The organism is Deltaproteobacteria bacterium, from assembly GCA_016874775.1.
GTDB lineage: Bacteria > Desulfobacterota > Binatia > Bin18 > Bin18 > VGTJ01.
The window spans coordinates 1-16246 of sequence record VGTJ01000148.1; the positions used below are offsets into that span (position 1 = coordinate 1).

At 55.7% G+C, this 16246-nt stretch carries 14 protein-coding genes; 7 read left to right on the top strand and 7 right to left on the bottom strand.

Going from position 1 to position 16246, the window contains the following annotated elements; genetic code table 11:
- The first annotated feature begins 296 nt into the window (after nucleotides 1-296).
- From FJ147_21275 to FJ147_21295, 5 genes are all read left to right on the top strand, one after another.
- A complete protein-coding gene (locus FJ147_21275; GenBank protein MBM4258415.1) occupies nucleotides 297-1757 on the top strand; it encodes an amidohydrolase in 1461 nt (486 codons plus the stop codon).
- Nucleotides 1758-1852: 95 nt separating this feature from the next.
- Complete coding sequence (locus FJ147_21280) at nucleotides 1853-2272, top strand: hypothetical protein (GenBank protein ID MBM4258416.1); 420 nt, start codon at nucleotides 1853-1855, stop codon at nucleotides 2270-2272.
- Between the two features lie 12 nt (nucleotides 2273-2284).
- Nucleotides 2285-2743, top strand: coding sequence for a hypothetical protein (locus tag FJ147_21285; GenBank protein ID MBM4258417.1), 459 nt, complete (start codon nucleotides 2285-2287; stop codon nucleotides 2741-2743).
- Between the two features lie 55 nt (nucleotides 2744-2798).
- Nucleotides 2799-3869, top strand: coding sequence for an isopenicillin N synthase family oxygenase (locus FJ147_21290; protein ID MBM4258418.1), 1071 nt, complete (start codon nucleotides 2799-2801; stop codon nucleotides 3867-3869).
- A gap of 427 nt (nucleotides 3870-4296) precedes the next feature.
- A complete protein-coding gene (locus FJ147_21295; GenBank protein MBM4258419.1) occupies nucleotides 4297-5505 on the top strand; it encodes an amidohydrolase in 1209 nt (402 codons plus the stop codon).
- A gap of 569 nt (nucleotides 5506-6074) precedes the next feature.
- Here FJ147_21295 and FJ147_21300 read toward each other — a convergent pair.
- Nucleotides 6075-6581 carry a DUF1003 domain-containing protein gene (locus FJ147_21300; GenBank protein ID MBM4258420.1) on the bottom strand — a complete coding sequence of 169 codons (507 nt, stop codon included), beginning with the start codon at nucleotides 6579-6581 and terminating at the stop codon, nucleotides 6075-6077.
- An 8-nt stretch (nucleotides 6582-6589) separates the two neighbouring features.
- The gene (locus tag FJ147_21305; protein MBM4258421.1) at nucleotides 6590-9697 is read right to left on the bottom strand and encodes a Tn3 family transposase; all 3108 of its coding nucleotides are present in this window, start codon (nucleotides 9695-9697) and stop codon (nucleotides 6590-6592) included.
- A 127-nt stretch (nucleotides 9698-9824) separates the two neighbouring features.
- On the opposite strand from FJ147_21305, the gene FJ147_21310 reads away from it, so the two are divergent.
- On the top strand, nucleotides 9825-10397 hold the full coding sequence (locus tag FJ147_21310) for a recombinase family protein (protein ID MBM4258422.1): 573 nt from the start codon (nucleotides 9825-9827) through the stop codon (nucleotides 10395-10397).
- A gap of 421 nt (nucleotides 10398-10818) precedes the next feature.
- On the opposite strand, the gene FJ147_21315 is transcribed toward FJ147_21310, so the two are convergent.
- The 3 genes from FJ147_21315 to FJ147_21325 form a co-directional block, all read right to left on the bottom strand.
- Nucleotides 10819-11274, bottom strand: coding sequence for a GFA family protein (locus tag FJ147_21315; GenBank protein ID MBM4258423.1), 456 nt, complete (start codon nucleotides 11272-11274; stop codon nucleotides 10819-10821).
- Nucleotides 11275-11326: 52 nt separating this feature from the next.
- Nucleotides 11327-12310 carry an LLM class flavin-dependent oxidoreductase gene (locus tag FJ147_21320; protein MBM4258424.1) on the bottom strand — a complete coding sequence of 328 codons (984 nt, stop codon included), beginning with the start codon at nucleotides 12308-12310 and terminating at the stop codon, nucleotides 11327-11329.
- 74 nt (nucleotides 12311-12384) lie between these two features.
- Nucleotides 12385-13800 (bottom strand): FAD-binding protein, encoded by a 1416-nt coding sequence (locus FJ147_21325; GenBank protein MBM4258425.1) that lies wholly within the window; start codon nucleotides 13798-13800, stop codon nucleotides 12385-12387.
- Between the two features lie 154 nt (nucleotides 13801-13954).
- On the opposite strand from FJ147_21325, the gene FJ147_21330 reads away from it, so the two are divergent.
- On the top strand, nucleotides 13955-14749 hold the full coding sequence (locus FJ147_21330; protein ID MBM4258426.1) for an SDR family oxidoreductase: 795 nt from the start codon (nucleotides 13955-13957) through the stop codon (nucleotides 14747-14749).
- Nucleotides 14750-14958: 209 nt separating this feature from the next.
- Here FJ147_21330 and aac(3)-I read toward each other — a convergent pair whose 3' ends face one another.
- Nucleotides 14959-15390: an AAC(3)-I family aminoglycoside N-acetyltransferase gene (gene aac(3)-I / locus FJ147_21335; protein ID MBM4258427.1), complete on the bottom strand. Its 432-nt coding sequence runs from the start codon at nucleotides 15388-15390 to the stop codon at nucleotides 14959-14961.
- A gap of 160 nt (nucleotides 15391-15550) precedes the next feature.
- The gene (locus tag FJ147_21340; GenBank protein ID MBM4258428.1) at nucleotides 15551-15766 is read right to left on the bottom strand and encodes a hypothetical protein; all 216 of its coding nucleotides are present in this window, start codon (nucleotides 15764-15766) and stop codon (nucleotides 15551-15553) included.
- Between the last annotated feature and the right edge of the window lie 480 nt (nucleotides 15767-16246).

A 16246-nucleotide genomic window follows, 5' to 3' on the forward strand; every position in this document is an offset into this window, starting at 1 on the left:
GTCGCCCGCGTTCATCCAGCTCTTCGACCAGACTTCGATACTTAGACCGAAGCCAGCACACAATGGTCTCGTCTCTCATCCCTGCTCTTGTGCAGAGGCTCTCCACTCCGGTCAATCACTATTGCGGTAAGTTGTTTCCTGCCACCGCCTTAGGGTAGCGTGCGCCCAGCACGCGCTACGGTCTCTCCGGTGACAACCCAATGGGTACCCATCTCGGGTAGCTTGATTTCGTGGCGCCCTCGCCTAGGCAACGACAGAAGATTACAGTATCACATGAGCAAACCTCTGAAGGAGACATGCACATGTCAGGGAAAGGAAAGTCAAAAGCCATTCGTGCAAAATTGAGCCATCCTATCATCGACTCCGATGGCCATTGGCGCGAGTATGAACCAGTCGCCATGGATTACCTCAGAGAAGAGGCTGGCGCGAAACTCGTCGAGAAGTGGACATCCCGCGTTCGCGCGTTGGGGCAAGGAGCCTTTGCCAAGCTCAGCAAACAAGAGCGGCATGATCAACGCATTGGCCAACCGCCCTGGTGGGCATTGGCAACTCCTAATGCGCTCGATACGGCCACTTCCTTCATTCCGCGCCTGATGCACGAGCGCCTGCCGGATATGGGAATCGATTTCGCGATCTTGTATCCTTCGGCTTCCCAACTATTTGCGCCGTATGTTGGCGATGAAGAACTCCGCATTGCTGGTTGTCGGGCTTTTAATCGCTACGCGGCGGAGACGTGGGCTGAGTATTCCGATCGCGTGACCCCGATTGGTGTCATTCCCATGCACACGCCACAAGAGGCAGTTGCGGAATTGGAACATTGTAAGTCGCTAGGCCTGAAAGCAGTAGCGATGGGCAGTTTGATTCGCCGCTCGATTCCTACCGCCGAGAAACAGGGTGTGAGTCGCCGCTATGCATATTGGGTTGATGTGCTGGGCATGGATAGTGACTATGATTACGATCCTGTCTGGCGCAAGTGCGAAGAACTCGGGTATCCCGCGACCTTTCATTCCGCTGCCGAGAACATGGGCTTACGTAATTCGCTGACCAACTTTGTCTACAATCACATTGGCCACTTTGGCGAAGCTGGTAACGCCGTATGTAAGGCGTTGTTTCTCGGTGGTGTCACTCGTCGTTTCCCGCGCATGCGTTTCGCGTTTCTCGAAGGAGGAGTCGCTTGGGGTTGCAGCGTATTCTCCGACCTCATCTCGCATTGGGAGAAACGTAACGGTAATGTCATCCAGCAACTCAATCCAGCCAATCTTGATCGCGCCAAACTTGGCGAACTGATCAAGCAATATGGTGGCGACAAGATGTACAGCCGCTGGCCGGAGTTTGAAGCGCAAATGATTACCGGTATGGGCAGCGCGCTTCCTCAAGAACTCGATGATTTTGCCGCGTGTAAGATCACGAAGAAGGAAGACATCCGCGACTTGTTCATCCCTAACTTCTTCTTTGGCTGCGAGTCCGATGATCCGACCCTCAATTATGCCTTTGCTGGCACAGTGAATCCGTTTGGTGCGAAACTGGGTGCATTGCTGAGTTCTGACATCAGCCACTTCGATGTGCCGGATATGACGGAAGTGTTGGAAGAGGCGTACGAGTTAGTCGAGGACAAAGGAATGTCAGAGGAAGATTTTCAGGCCTTCACGTGTGGCAATGCAGTGAAGCTGTGGGCAAGTCTCAACCCCGACTTTTTCCAAGGGACGGTAGTTGAGTCAGACGTGCGTAAGCTGCAGGCGCAGGCGGCGAAAGCGTAAGTGACTGACGTTGACAATTGAGCGAAAGACGAATCGACGTAGGCCAGGATAGGGCCATAGGCCGTTCCTGGCGACGCTGCGAGAAACTGTAAACCGTGCAAGAATCAATGATGGATGTCATGACCGCCTTCACCTCGATGATCACATTAGGCATGTTCGAAAAGTATCCGCGTATGAAATGCGCCGTGCTCGAAGCTGGTGCGACGTGGATTGGTGCCTGGCTCGACCGGCTGGATCACAAAGGCGAAGTGACTGGGCCTTTTACCCCGATCAAACTAAAGCCGAGCGAATACTTCTATCGCCAGTGTGTCGTCTCAGCCGACCCTGACGAGACGATGATCGCACCGATGGTGAAACATTTGGGAGCGGATTACTTTATCTGGGCATCTGACTATCCCCATGTAGATGCCTCCTTCGGTGTGGTCAAAGAGTTGAAGGAGCAGATCGCTTCGTTATCGCTTGCCGAGCAACGTAAAGTGCTTGGCGAAAATGCAGTCCGATTTTATAGTCTGTAATGGGAGGAACCGATGGCAAATGAGTACAGCGTGCTGCGCAATTTTCGTTTTGATACCAAAGACGTTGATTGGAAGGATTTCATCACTGCTGGTTGTTATTACAAACTGCTCGACGTCAACGTCGGTGCGCGTACCGCGGACATGATCGTCAAATTCGAGCCCGGCGCTCGCTGCATGTACCATCGTCACGTTGCACCGTGCACGAGTCTCGTGCTGGAAGGTGAGCTGCACATTGTCGACCAGATCGACACCGGCGAGAAACTCAGAGTGATCAAACCAGCTGGGACGTTCACCAGTGGGGTTGAAGATGATCTGCATGTCGAGGGCGGTGGTGACAGCGGCGTGATCGTGTACTTCTCAATGCGCGGGTCCTCCGATCGCATTTATGATTTGCTCGACTCGAAGCTTAATCTCAAACGGGCCATTACCATTCATGACTTCGCCAAGGATTTGGCGTATTGGGCACGGTAAGACGGGTTTCCCGTTCCCTATGGTCGGCGCGATTATAATTTTGTGAGGACCAGATATGAATACCAAACACTCCTCCGTATTTAACCAGGCACAGCCGCTGAGTGAGAATGATCGCATCCCGGTGTTGGATCTCGGGCCGTTTTTGGCTGGCGAGTCGGGAGCATTGCAACGACTCGGCCAGGAGGTTCGCGAAGCACTCGAAGACATCGGCTTCTTCTTCATCAAGAATCACGGCATTCCTCAGGCGCTGATTGATCGTGTGTTCGGCGAAAATGCACGTTTTCACGCGCTGCCGATGAAGCGTAAATTGGCAGTCAAGGTGAACGGCAAAGGTATCGGCTATATGCCGCCTGGGCTGCAACAACCTAAGTACAACCAAGACGAAGCTCCTCGCAAACCGGATATTGGCGAAGCCTTCTTCATCGGGCGCGAAGTCAATGCCAAGACTGACACTGTCGACGCCTCGGATCCCATCTATCAGGGTGGTAATCAATGGCCGCAGGAGCTGCCTGGTTTTCGTGACGCCCTACTCGAATACTTTGCCGCGATGGAAGAGTTAAGTTTACGCCTGCTGCCTGTCTATGCGACAGCTTTGCGCCTGCCGGAGGATTTCTTTGACCCGGCGTTTGTTCATTCTCGACCCATGGGCATCCTACGGGTGTCGCACTATCCGGGCACTGCCTGTGACGTGAATCAGTTCAATGCGTCTCCGCACATTGATGGCGACTTTATTACCATTCTGGCGCAATCTGAAGTTCCCGGACTGGAATTGCGCACCCCGGAAAAGAAATGGATTCAGGCACCAGCACTACCTGGCACGCTGCTGGTTAACGCAGGTGAGATTCTGCGACTATGGAGCAACGGGCGCTTTCGCGCGACCTTACACCGCGTGATCAACCAGTCAGGTCGTGATCGCTATGCCATTCCCTTTTTCTACAGTCCGAGCCCGGACACCTTGATCAAGTGCGTCGAGACCTGTTGCGACGACAGCCATCTGCCTCAGTACCGACCCGTGACTGTGCGCGAGTACACCGAGTGGTTCTCGCACAAAGTGTTCGTTCACCTCAAAGACAAGCCGGGCAAATCACCCTACTACGAAGGCGATCGACCCGACAGCGCGGAGTAAGCGGACGCGATTGCACGACAACGACAAGCCGAGGAGCACCATGAAATTCGATACTGTCATTACCGCCCATGATTTCGCGGGCGTTCGCAACCTTGCGCGCTGGGTTGAGGCCATGGGTCATGATGGCGTATGGTCGATTGAAACCGCGCGCGCTATGTCGGCGTACTGGATCGCGTGAGCCTGTGTTTACCGTTTCGGCCCGGCGAAAACCATGCAGGCGTGAAACGTATCATTGCTGATATCCATTCTTGAGGGACACCGGTGATATGAACTTTGCATAGGCACGGAAGTGGATGACGACGTTTGCGACCAGCGCTGGCGCGGTCGTGAATAGGTACGCAGCAGCTTGGTGCACTGAAACCAGTAGTTGAGTTCTGGAAGTGACAGAGACGTAGCAAGGGACTGACACCCTCGTCACCAATGGGAAATGGTACCCGATGTAACATTTGATCTCGTAGAGGAGCATAGAATGACAAAACGCTTCACCGATTGTTTGATCGTCGATGCAGATGCGCACATCCTTGAACCGCCTGACCTCTGGGAACGGTACATGGATCCTGCGCTGCGCGACCAAGCGATTCGTGTCCGTACGGACGACCGCGGTCTCGAATATCTTGAAGTCGCAGGCAAGCTCTCCAAGCGCAGCCAAGGAGGTACGTTGTTCACTTTAGGTGGCTACGGCAAGGAACCAGAGGAACTCGTTCCACGACCGGATCGTACCTACGTGGGCTGTGCGCCGCTAGGAGCAATGGACTCGCGAGGCCGTCTGCAATTCATGGATCAAGAAAATGTCGATGCGTCCGTGCTGTACCCATCCCTCGCGTTGTTGTGGGAGCCGGAAGTGTTCGACATCCAGCTTTGTGATGCATACTGCCGAGCCTATAACCGGTGGATTACGGATTTCTGCGCGGACTCGGGAGATCGCCTCATCCCGATCGCCCATATCTCGCTTGGCGATGTTGATCTCGCGGTCAAGGAATTGGAACGCAGCGTGCGCGCCGGGGCGCGCGGTGCATTCGTCGCACCGCATACGATAACACGTAAACCGCATGGTCACCCAGATCACAATCCGTTTTGGGCCAAAGCGCGAGAACTCAATGTACCGATCGGTATTCACCCGACACTTGAACCGATGCCCCCAATGGCGGCGGCCCACTTTGACGGGATGAAAGGCGAGACGTGGTATTTTGTGGTGATGTCGTCGGTTGCCGTGCAAGCCGCAATGACGACCATGTTTCACTATGGTACTTTTGACCGCTTCCCGGACCTCAAGTTCCTCGTGCTGGAATCCAGCGCGGGATGGATCAGTGCTTGGCTGGATCGCATGGATGCGAAGTTCGCGTCGGTTGGGCGCTTTAACCGCAAGATGAAGACACCGCCGAGCGAATCGTTCAAGACAAATTGTTGGATCGCCTGTGACCCTGACGAGAAGACCGTCCCGGCGATTATCGACCTGGTTGGGACCGAGCACTTCTTTTGGAACAGCGATTATCCGCACTCCGAAGCCAAACCCGGCGTGATGAACGACCTCGAACATATGGGAACGCAACTGAGCCCGCAGGCAAAAGCGAATCTCTTCGGTCTCAACGCCGCGCGCCTCTATAATATCAAGGGTCGACGTAGCAACGGACAGTAACAGCAATTCCTCAACCCCAGGGAACCTTGTGAAAGGTCCCTCAGGACACGTGTTCTATGAATTAATGCTCTTTCACTCATTGGAGCGTCCGGCGGGCACCAGTCACAACTTAAGGAAAAATCCTTGTGTCTTAGGTGGAGCGCAGCGCGTATGGGTTCCTTCTCCCTCATAAGGTTAGGTTTTTTATCCAAGCCTCAATTGGCGCGGATTTCCCCTCGTGAGGGTCCGCGTGTTCGTCATGCCCGCCTGCGCGGGCATGACGTCTCATCTTTTCTCAGCGTAACAGCCTACCCCTAAAAGGTTCCTTCTCCCGCCGGGAGAAGGTCAGGATGAGGGTACAAAGAGACAAAGACCGCTATTGTTTATCCCCTCACCCTAGCCCTCTCCCTGAAGGAGAGGGAATTATGCTGCTGCTAACGGCTTAAGTTGTGACTGATAGCAGGCACCTGACCAGTCGCGCGAAACTACTGTCGTTCGACGCTCATACGCGAACATTGCGGTATGCTTGTACACAAGGCAAGGAACGCAGCCAATGCTCGCGACATTCATCAGCGCCGCGATGTCGATGCCTAGCGGCGACTGCGCACCTCGTTGATCAATTCCATCTGCACCTCTTGGATCTCGACTAACCGTTCCCACTGATGTGACAAGAGATGATCGATTTTCTGATGGAGTTGGCGTATCTCTAGCTGTGCTTTCAGATTCACTTGATAGTCATGCATCGCTCGCATACGGTCCCGTGCTTCCTGTCGGTTCTGGCTCATCATGATGACCGGCGCTTGTACCGCGGCCAACGCCGACAGCTCGAGGTTCAAGAGAATATAGGGGTAGGGATCAAACGGGTGCGCGGCCAGGAGATAGGAATTGGTGGCCATCCATACCACCAGGAGCAGCGTAAAGAGGGCGATAAACGTCCAGCTTCCCCCGAACGCCGCGATGTGATCGGCCCATTGCTGACCACGTGTGAGTTCCGCTTCAAACTGGACATCCGGGTTCTTGGCCAGGATTTCGTGTTCATGCAATCCGTTGAGGACTTCCAGTTGGGGATTTTTGCCCAACGCGCCAAAACGATACATTCCAGAGATTAGCCAGGAGAGACGTGGGGAACAGGGAGCTGCGTTAAGGCTTGGATGATAGCGGTCATGTTGATGGCGTCAAGTTGTTTGCGGAATTCATACCGACCATACCAATTGATGTGTTGCCACGCGACGGGCAACACCCGCGCGAGCAAGGCCACCCCCGCTGTGTCACCGTGCGTTTCTTTGTACGTCAGGAGATTGGAGAGGATGGTGGCATTGTAATAGATGATAGCGTTGGTCAGCAGTCGGCTACACTCCCCCCACAGCTGCTGATCGTGTTCGGTGCGGAATCGTAGCTTGCCGAAATTGGCATAGGCCACGGCACGGCGTAACTGATGGTAGCTCTCGCCGCGATTGAGGGCGCGCTGGACCTGTTGGCGGAGCGCGGAAGAGTCAAGATACTCCAAGAGATACAAACTGCGAATAATGTTGTCATACTCCCACAGTGCGCGGCGCGTTTGGTTCTTCCGCGCGTAGGCACTGAGTTTCCCGACGATAATACTCTGAGTCGTGGTTTTCAGCGCGAGCGAGACGAGGATACGTTGAATCTGTTCCCAGTCCTCGATGATCAGGGCGGTGTTGATTTTGCGGATCGGTCTGAGCACGCCCGTGGTGTACTGCTGGGGCGCTTTGAAGCCGTAGAGCGTTGTACGCACCTTGTCGTAGAAATCGCGGTAGCGCGGCGCGAACTGATACCCAAACAGATGGAGGAGCGCGAAGTTGACCTCGTTGGTGCCATGCGTATCGGTCGAATGGACCTCTGGTTGAATGGCAGAGGTATTGTTGAAGAGCAAATCAAAGACATAGTGGCTTTCGTGTTCATTAGCGCCGATGATGCGCGCATTGATCGGGATATGGTTCGCGACGACAGTGTAAGCCACAACGCCCTTATGGAGTCCGAAGTATTCGGGCGAATGCCGCGCGTTGATAGTGGGAAGGCGCGTTTCAAACTTCTGTCCATCACTACTGGAGTGGACGGTGCCGCCAATATCGTAGTGGTGAAAGATGGGAAGAGTCGCGGTGGCGTTGCTGATGCAGTCGTTGGCCGCGCGTAATGTTTCGAGACGCAGGAAGTTCTCGGAGGTCGTCGCGAGGGTTTGGTAGGAGAGGTCGGAGATTTCTCCCATCTTGCCCAGGCCCATATTCGTGCCCCAGGCAATGAGACACGCCGTGAGGGCATGCGCATCGACGGGGTGTTTAACATAGCGCCCGACGACATGGTCGAACGCGGCTAAGAAGTGACACTGCTGCTGGACGAACGCCAACACCTGACTGATGTCCACTTGGCGGAGCGCATCAAAGAAAGGATGGTTTGTCGGTTCCTCGTTCTGGGGATACTGGAGAATCCACCGCCCTTGCGGATTGCGGCGGTTGAGTTGCACGTAGCGGTTTTCCCCCGAGGCAATCCGCTGGTTGACCTCCGCCAAGCGGGTTTCTAAGCGGTGCTCCAGTGCAGCGAGGTGCTCCTGGATGGGCTGGCGCAGCAGACTCAGTCCGGTGTCGCGCACGAGGTGCTCCTTCTGTTGCCAGCGCTGATCGTCGAGCAAGTCGTCTTCGAAACTCCGGAAGCAAACGCTCTCGCGGCAGAAGACATCGCCCGACTCCAGCCCATTACGCAACAAGCGATAGACCAGAAACTCATAGCGATTGGGGAGCAGCTGGCGGTCACTGTGGGAGTGCTGACTGTAGAGGTAACGTTTGGTGGCCTCTGGAATGAAGTGCAGCGGTACGCGAGCCAAGGGCACGTGGCCAAGCGTCTGTCCTTTGCGAAAGGTGGCCTGGAGAAATTCGACGGCCTCGCGTAACGGCGTGTGACTGGCCGACACGCCGAAGTCGACCGCGAGCAAGAGAGGCCGGAGATGACGCTTAAACTGCGGGGCCAAGACATCAATATGCTCCCACTGAAAGGCCGTCTCGTCGAAGCGAGCATCTGTGGCGATATGCTCAGCGACGAAATCGAGTTGGGGACGGGGGAGAATACCAAAGGCGGTCGCTTGCACGTCCGCGAAAGGCGTGTGGGCTGCAATGTGACTGTCTGTGAAGAGTTTGAGCACTTGTCCGGCTTTGTGGAGATTCTGATTGCCTTCCAAGCGGTACGCAGAGACACGGGCCTCAGCGGCCTCCTTGGCTTCGTCGGTATACCGGCGCACGTGATGGAGCAAACTGTTGAACAGATGATCGTGGAGGCGTTGATAGCGGTGGAACACAAAGCACAGGAGGTAGAGGGCAACAGGCCCCGTCTTGAAGCGCTTAAGCTTGTAGACCGAGTAATAGCTGACCAAGGACGCATAATACGTGACACTCTCGTTCGAGATGGCTAACGTGGGCAAGAGGCGTTGGGCTACGGTGTACAGCGCCTGCAGCTGCTCGCGGCGGCGGAGTTCTCGCTGGATATCCTGATAGCGAAAATCCCGCGGGTCCTGTTTGAGTTGGGTGAGCGCATACAGTCCCGGCGCATCCTCCAGCAACCCCTGGAGTGCCTGCTGATCGGTGGTGGTCAGGTGCTGCGTGAGCACGGCGCTCAGGCGCGCTTGTTCGTGCGTCAACGTCTGACCGATCATTCCTTGCAGCCAGCGATAGCCCGGCGCGACGATGCGGTGTTCCTCCAGATACTGGAGCAGCACCCGCAAGAGGTAGACCGGTTTGCTGCTCACCCGAGCGGCGTGCTGCGCTTTGGTCTGCAACTGTCTCCAGGCTTGGGCATCACAGAAGCGGTACTGGCAGAGGGCCAGAATCAAGTGCTGCTGCTTGGAGCGGGTCACCTTGCTCAGCATCCGGGCGAGAAAAGAGGCTGGGAGAGTGGGAAAGTACAGGGCTTGCAGGTAGCGGGCATCGTCTTCAACCTCGTGCAAACGAAAGACGAAGAATTGGTGACGTGCTCGGAAATAGCCGAGCTGCAGCATTGCGTAGAGGCGGGAGTGCAGGCTATGAAACGGAGCCAGCGCCGTAAGGTCCGTCGGGGAGAACGCAAAATACTCCCGGCGCTCGTCTGGTGTGAAGTGTGGGAGTCCGTAGAGGGCCTCGATTTCGTCTGCTCCCAGAATAGTCAGCCGTTTCTGGGGCCGGGGCAGTCGTGGTGTTAAGTGGGCGGGCTTCGGGAAGACTCTGAGCATGCGGGCTCCCTTGAAGGGTCTCACAAAGTAGACGTTCTGACACAGTAGGATTGACGCGTCTCAATTCATGTCTCATTATCGCAGTCTCACATCCTTCTAGAGATACTGAATCACGCAGGAGCTCGCTATGGCGCTCGTCGGATATGCGCGGGTCAGTTCGGTCGGACAAAGCTTGGCGGTCCAGCTCGAAAAGCTCAAACGCTGCCAGAAGCTTTTTCAAGAAAAGAAAAGCTCCGCCTCTGATCGCCGCTCCCAACTGGAGGCCTGCCTCGACTACGTACGCGACGGAGATACCCTCGTGGTCACACGGTTAGACCGTCTCGCCCGTTCCACCTTGCATCTCTGCCAGATCGCCGCGGAACTGGAGCGGAAACAGGTCCACCTCCAGGTGCTCGATCAGCAGATCAATACCAGTACGGCCACCGGACGCTTATTGTTTAATATGCTGGGCGCGATTGCGCAGTTTGAAACGGAGCTGCGCGCGGAGCGACAACTCGACGGCATCAAGAAAGCGCGCGAGCGCGGCGTGCACTTCGGCAGAAGCAAACAGTTAGCACCTCCCCAAATTCTGACGTTGCAGCGGAAACGTAGAAAAGGGGTGCTGATCAAAACGCTGATGAAAGAGTTTGCCCTCTCGAAAGCCAGTGTCTATCGCTATCTGCGTGAACCCGCTCTTCTTCCCTCAGGCAAATCCGCCTAGCCTGGAATATCCCGTTTTGGCGCGTTGGGCAAAAATCCCCCAGTTCAAGTTGCGAGAGCTCGCCGCGTTCAGCTTCCAGCAACGATTGCACATAGCAGTGTTGATATTTCTGTAGGTCATCCAGACAGATCCACCCCTGTTCATCCCACTGACTCACATCACTTTGCATGAGGTGGGCAATCGCGGGCCGCACGATCATCGCGCGCCGTAAGAGGGTGCGGCGTGTTGTTCCACAGAGTTGGCATGCGATGTCCTTAGTCGCGGTATTGCGCGGCATGGTCAGATTCTCCTGTTTCGTGACCCTCCGGCGTGCGTGCGCTGTGCGCACGCCGCACTCGCCTGCGTGAATTCCCGTGCGCATGGCACACGCTATGGTCTCTCCGGGGACTACCCGAAGTGTACCGATCTCGCGTGGTTTGATTTAGGACTTGTGCGCCTGGCGCACAAGCTCCGTCAGCTCATCCTCAGTCGGGGTTCCGGCAAACTGCGGCAAAGTCGGAGACAAATAATCCCACGGCTGCGCACTTGCAGTCCAAATGTTGGCAATCAATTCGACCTTGCTTGGCTCGTCCAAACTCGCCGCACTGATACCTTGGATCTCAGGAATGAGATCCGCCTTCACCGCCACTGGTGAGCCACAGTCCGGGCAAAAGCCCCGATAGGTGCTCTTGCCACTTGTGCCTGTGAGAACAAAATACTTCGGTTCATTCTTGGTGAATTTCACCGCGGGTTTGGCGAAGACCACGTTGTACCCACCACCACCGCCAGTCGAGCGCTGACAGTCTCGACAGTGGCAGATCCACATGAACATCGGTTCGGCAGTACACTCATAACGGATCGCGCCACACGCACAACCACCCGTAAAGGACTCAGCCATCACAGGCACCCCTCCCATCTTTCTTCGTGATGCTTCACGCGTCACTCTTCGTTTAGGCGAACTCCGGCATGATCTCTTCGGCCAGCAGGTCACGCGCCTCGTCCGAGCGGGGAAACACAACGAAGTAGGTCATGCCAAATTCTTCGATGCGAGAACGCAGCTCTCGGCGAACCTCGTCTGGCGTGCCGATCAGTGCTACTGGAGCATTGCGCATGGCTTCGTCATTCGCAAAGCCCATTGCTGCAGTGGTCGCTTTGATAGCAGCATCAGCTTCGCTTTTACTGCGCAGGATATTGACCATTGCAATACCACTCACCTCAACCGAACCCGCGGGCCGTCCCGCCTCGGCAATAAAACTATTGAGCATGTCGATCCGTCGCTTCAGCTCAGGTTTGTCAAACTTGACCGCTGCTTGAGGGTCTTGCACAAAGTCTTTACCGTTAACGATCGGCGGAATGAGATTCGCGATTTGACCTTCCGCGGCAACGATCTGGAGGAGCTTCTTGCTCGCCCCACCGACCATAATCGGCGGGTGCGGCTTTTGTACTGGACGCGGATGATTGTAGGCTTTCTCGATCGCGAAATAGCGGCCTTTGTACGTCGGCTCTTCTTGCGTCCACATACACTTGATCAACTTCAACGCGTCGTGCAATTGGTCGAGCCGCTCAACGTTGTTCGGGTATGGGTACCCGTGCGCATCATACTCCGACCGTTGCCAGCCTGAGCCCACACCGAAGATGAAGCGACCATTGCTAATATGATCGAGCGTCGCGGTCATCTTCGCCAACATCGCAGGGGAACGAAATGACATCGCTGTTACTGCCGGGGCAAGGCGGATGTTTTTCGTAATACTCGCAATGGCACTCAATGTCGCGTAGCACTCCAACTGCGGCGTTTGCGGAGCACCAAGGGGCGAAAAGAAGTGATCATTGATCGACACCGAGTAAAATCCATGCGTATCTGCCCACTCCGCAGCCGCACGGGCCTTGGCAAAATCGCCCGTCGGTAGAAACAGACTAAACTTCACCTTGTTCATAGCACCATACCTCCTCTTGTCGTGCGTCTTCTACATAAAGCAGCGACACGAGAGGCACAACCGCCCGCCGGTTCCTACCCCACCGATGCTAGCGCCGGTGGCATCGCCGATACCTCTTGCGACAGGCGCGCGGAGCCCGTCAAGCGCCGCTGCAGCGAGCACCACGCTACTCGACCGATGATTGAAGGCGCAAACAGCGCTGACGGTGGCCGCAACATATTAATGACTTCGCCGACGCGGCGTTTGAGCACGGGATCATCATCTGACAGGCTCATTAGCGTCAACATGTAGGGATCAATCAAGCCAGCGCTCTTCGATCTGACTCCTTCGGTTCCCGGGAAGCGAAAATCCGCGCCCGTAGCGAGGAGCCACGGGTCCTGTTGCATCCGAGCCTGCGCGCCAAAGAACATCTGCGGTATATCACCATTGGTTAAGCCGACTTTTTTGACGCATTCCCCTAGCACCCCAGCAGCAAGCGTTCCAGTGGTCATCCCTTGTCCATAGATCGGGTTAAACGCGCAGGTCGAGTCACCCAAAGCAATAAAGCCAGCTAACCGTTCCTTCCAGCGATCATAGTGGCGGATACGATTCGCCATCGTCCGGTAGCTATACACAGTAGACAGTGGCTCAGCTAAGCGCAGCACCTTGCCGATAACCGGGCTCCGTAAGTTATCCACTGCACGCATAAAGCCGTCGTCGTCGTTAGGAGGATACTGCTTGTTCACGCCTGCCAGGGTAACGATGCAACGATTGTGTTCGACCGGAAACAGCACCCCTGCGGTCATGTTGTCAGGCGGCGCGATATCAATCCACACTCCTTTCCACCACCACTCGCGCGGCCAACGCGATGGCTCTGGAAGCGCAAACCAACGCGAGCTGTATCCGGTGTGTGAATTGACAACAGTTTCCTCGGGCATCGATAACCCGAGTTCCTGCAACCACTCCGGCGATTTGGAGTTGCGCCCACTCGCATCCACGACCAGATCAGCGTCCAATGACGACGGAGCACCCTCATCTTGTGAGGCAACGCGAACTCCTGTCACCCGCAAGCCGCTGGAGTTGCTCGCCAGCAGACTTGTCACTGTCGTACGCTCCATAAACTCAATGTTTGCGTGTCTACGGCACAAGCCACGCACGACGGATTCAAGCAAATTCCGGCTGGCAAACAGTAGTTGCAGACCGTCGGATTGCCGCGGTGCCCAGCCTTGGGGCCGCAGTGTGGCGAAGTCCATTCCAAAGTCGATTTCATGCGCCCCTTGCTCAACCATCGCGCGGTCAAACCCAGGAAATAGGCGCTCGAGTTCCCCTCGGCCACGTGCGAGCAAGGCATGGACGTGGCGACTCTGTGGCACCCCAGCTCGCTCCTGCGGGCCGGTGGGATAGGAGTCACGGTCAATGACGATCACTCGGTCGCAGTAATCGCTCAGCACTCGGGCCGTACACATCCCCGCTATGCTGCCGCCGATCACGATTGCTTGCGTTGCACCCATGAAGCCCTCCGGAGAAGTAATAATATCTCAGTGTGACATGAATTCTGTGGTGGTAAAAGGCGGGTACCAGGAATTCTCCTAGGCGACCTCCACTTTTCATCGGTCACGACATCGCATAAGTAGAGAGCATTTCACCCGAAGGGAATGACAACCTATGGCACGATTAACCAAACTGAGTCGCTCTATTGCTGGCAAAGTGGCCCTGGTCACCGGTGCCGCCAGCGGCATGGGGCGCGCTACGGCTCATCTCTTTGCTGATGAGGGCGCAAAAGTTGCGGTCCTCGACCGCAATGCAGAAGGGGTCAAAACTGTTGTCAACGAGATTATCGCTGCGGGAGCGACCGCAAAGGGCTGGACCTTGGACCTCGCGCAAGTGCCGAACATCGCACCGACGGTGACAGCAATCGCAGAACACTTTGGCGGACTCGACATCCTCATCAATAATGCTGGCATTGACGCCTCGGCCCGCATTCAGAGTCGGCGTTACGACGAGGTTTGGGATCGCTGTTTGGCGATCAATCTTGCGGCACACCATCGCCTCATTCGTGCAGCATTACCGTATCTGACTAAGAGTGACGAGGGGCGCATCGTCAACATCGCGTCGACCGAGGGTGTTGGAGGAAGTGCCTATTCGAGTCCATACACTGCCGCGAAGCATGGAGTGGTCGGACTCACCCGTGCACTAGCCGTGGAACTGGGGACACAAGGAGTGACGGTCAACTGTATTTGCCCAGGAGCGATCCACACTGGTTTGACGGCAGCAATTCCAGACAAAGCCAAAGAAATCTTTTCCCGCCGTCGCGTTCCCTTAAAGCGTTATGGAGATCCGGAAGAAGTCGCGCACGCGACGTTAAGCCTCGTACTCCCGGCTTCGTCATATATCAATGGCGCGACCGTCGTGGTTGACGGCGGCTTTACCATCCAAAATAACGGCGGAGCCTTGAGTTGACGTAGGACCAAGGTGAATACCGTGCTTCGCCGCGGACATGGTGGGGTTCCTGTGACAAAGACCGGAGGAGCAGAACCGTGGAAGTCTGTTGGCGAGATTCCCTGGAGACACTGTTTTCGGGCCGTCGTACGTTAGCAAGCGTTCCTTGCGAACTTCGTTCAGGGAGAAAAACAACACCGGGTTCAGTTGGCTGTGTGCTGAGCCCGGTGTTATGCCACCCCCTCATCGTGTGCAACGGCAATATCAAAGTGCAGGACCGCTTCCCGCACCCCCAGCTTGGAGTACAGGGCAATAGCAGGTTCGTCTTCGACCCCGGTATCGGCTTGGACGAAAATGACATGAACTCCTCGCGCTAGTGCAATCTTCTTGAGTTCTGCGATCAACGCAGTTGCGACTACTTCACGCCGAAACGCCTGTGCTACCGCCAGATCATAGATATAGATCTCGCTGCGTTCCTGCTCGAACTTCTCTAGCTCATATGCCGTGATACCGCCGATGACTCTGCCCTGAGTCACTGCAACCAGGGCTATGAAGTAGTCGCTGCCGAGCAATCGACGCATATAGTCCGCACTTGGCCGCTTCCTGACATATGTCTCGACGTCGTCGAAAGCTTCGCCAAATGTCTCCAACAGCGCATTCATGAACGCCAAGTCATCAGGAGCAAGTTGATGAATCTTGTAGTGGGCCGGCACGGTTACCTCCTAACCTGTCCGACACCGGAATGCTGTACGAACCGTCAACCCGTGGCCTTTCAGCGTCATTCCCTCACGCCACCGGGCCGCGCTGCGGTGGCGCATCGAGTTAGGCCTTTCGATCATGTCCCGCTATTTTCCCAGCCAGTGCGGCTATTTCATTCCTCACTTCCGCAATCGGCTTTCCGACCCGCCTCGCTACTTCTGCTAGCACTTCATCCGATAACTCAATATCGAACTCAATATCAGTCGAACTACAGTGCTTGCAGAGTGCACAATCCACGTAGAACGCTTGGCGATAGCTCTTGAAGAAGATGCTCCCCACGCCCGTTCTCTCCTTCAGGTGAGCGGCAATCAAGGCTTGCGTGCGCTCAGAAGTCTGCTCGGCTTTTGGCACCCCTCCTATCCAGAACACCCGCCTCTCAAAGTTGCAGGTGTGACCACAACTCTTGCAGCGTACGGGCCGCAGCGCGTTGAACTGGGCCGTCGCCGTCAACCTTGCCGCTTCATGTTCGTTCAGTGCTTTTATTTGAATGGGACTATTCACGTGATCCTCTTGAAGTAGGCCTGACGCTCAAGCTCATCGCGAGCAGCCCACCCGCGGCCTTTCAGTTTCATTCCTTCACGCCACCGGGCCGCGATACGGTGCCGGGTAAGGACGGCGGTTACCCAACCGTCCGCCGAGTAGCAGGACGGTGTTACCACCATCCCGCCCTCTCAGAACGCAGCGTGCGACTTTCACCGCACTGCGCTCAAGCCTTGCAAACATTCGGTGACGAATGCGGCTTCACAACCGATATTCCTT

Excerpts from the sequence above, each read along its gene's own strand:
- FJ147_21275 (MBM4258415.1), top strand. The coding sequence starts at position 297 with ATGCACATGTCAGGGAAAGGAAAGTCAAAAGCCATTCGTGCAAAATTG.
- FJ147_21285 (MBM4258417.1), top strand. The coding sequence starts at position 2,285 with ATGGCAAATGAGTACAGCGTGCTGCGCAATTTTCGTTTTGATACCAAA.
- FJ147_21290 (MBM4258418.1), top strand. The coding sequence starts at position 2,799 with ATGAATACCAAACACTCCTCCGTATTTAACCAGGCACAGCCGCTGAGT.
- FJ147_21295 (MBM4258419.1), top strand. The coding sequence starts at position 4,297 with ATGGTACCCGATGTAACATTTGATCTCGTAGAGGAGCATAGAATGACA.
- FJ147_21300 (MBM4258420.1), bottom strand. The coding sequence starts at position 6,581 with ATGTATCGTTTTGGCGCGTTGGGCAAAAATCCCCAACTGGAAGTCCTC.
- FJ147_21305 (MBM4258421.1), bottom strand. The coding sequence starts at position 9,697 with ATGCTCAGAGTCTTCCCGAAGCCCGCCCACTTAACACCACGACTGCCC.
- FJ147_21310 (MBM4258422.1), top strand. The coding sequence starts at position 9,825 with ATGGCGCTCGTCGGATATGCGCGGGTCAGTTCGGTCGGACAAAGCTTG.
- FJ147_21315 (MBM4258423.1), bottom strand. The coding sequence starts at position 11,274 with ATGGCTGAGTCCTTTACGGGTGGTTGTGCGTGTGGCGCGATCCGTTAT.
- FJ147_21320 (MBM4258424.1), bottom strand. The coding sequence starts at position 12,310 with ATGAACAAGGTGAAGTTTAGTCTGTTTCTACCGACGGGCGATTTTGCC.
- FJ147_21325 (MBM4258425.1), bottom strand. The coding sequence starts at position 13,800 with ATGGGTGCAACGCAAGCAATCGTGATCGGCGGCAGCATAGCGGGGATG.
- FJ147_21330 (MBM4258426.1), top strand. The coding sequence starts at position 13,955 with ATGGCACGATTAACCAAACTGAGTCGCTCTATTGCTGGCAAAGTGGCC.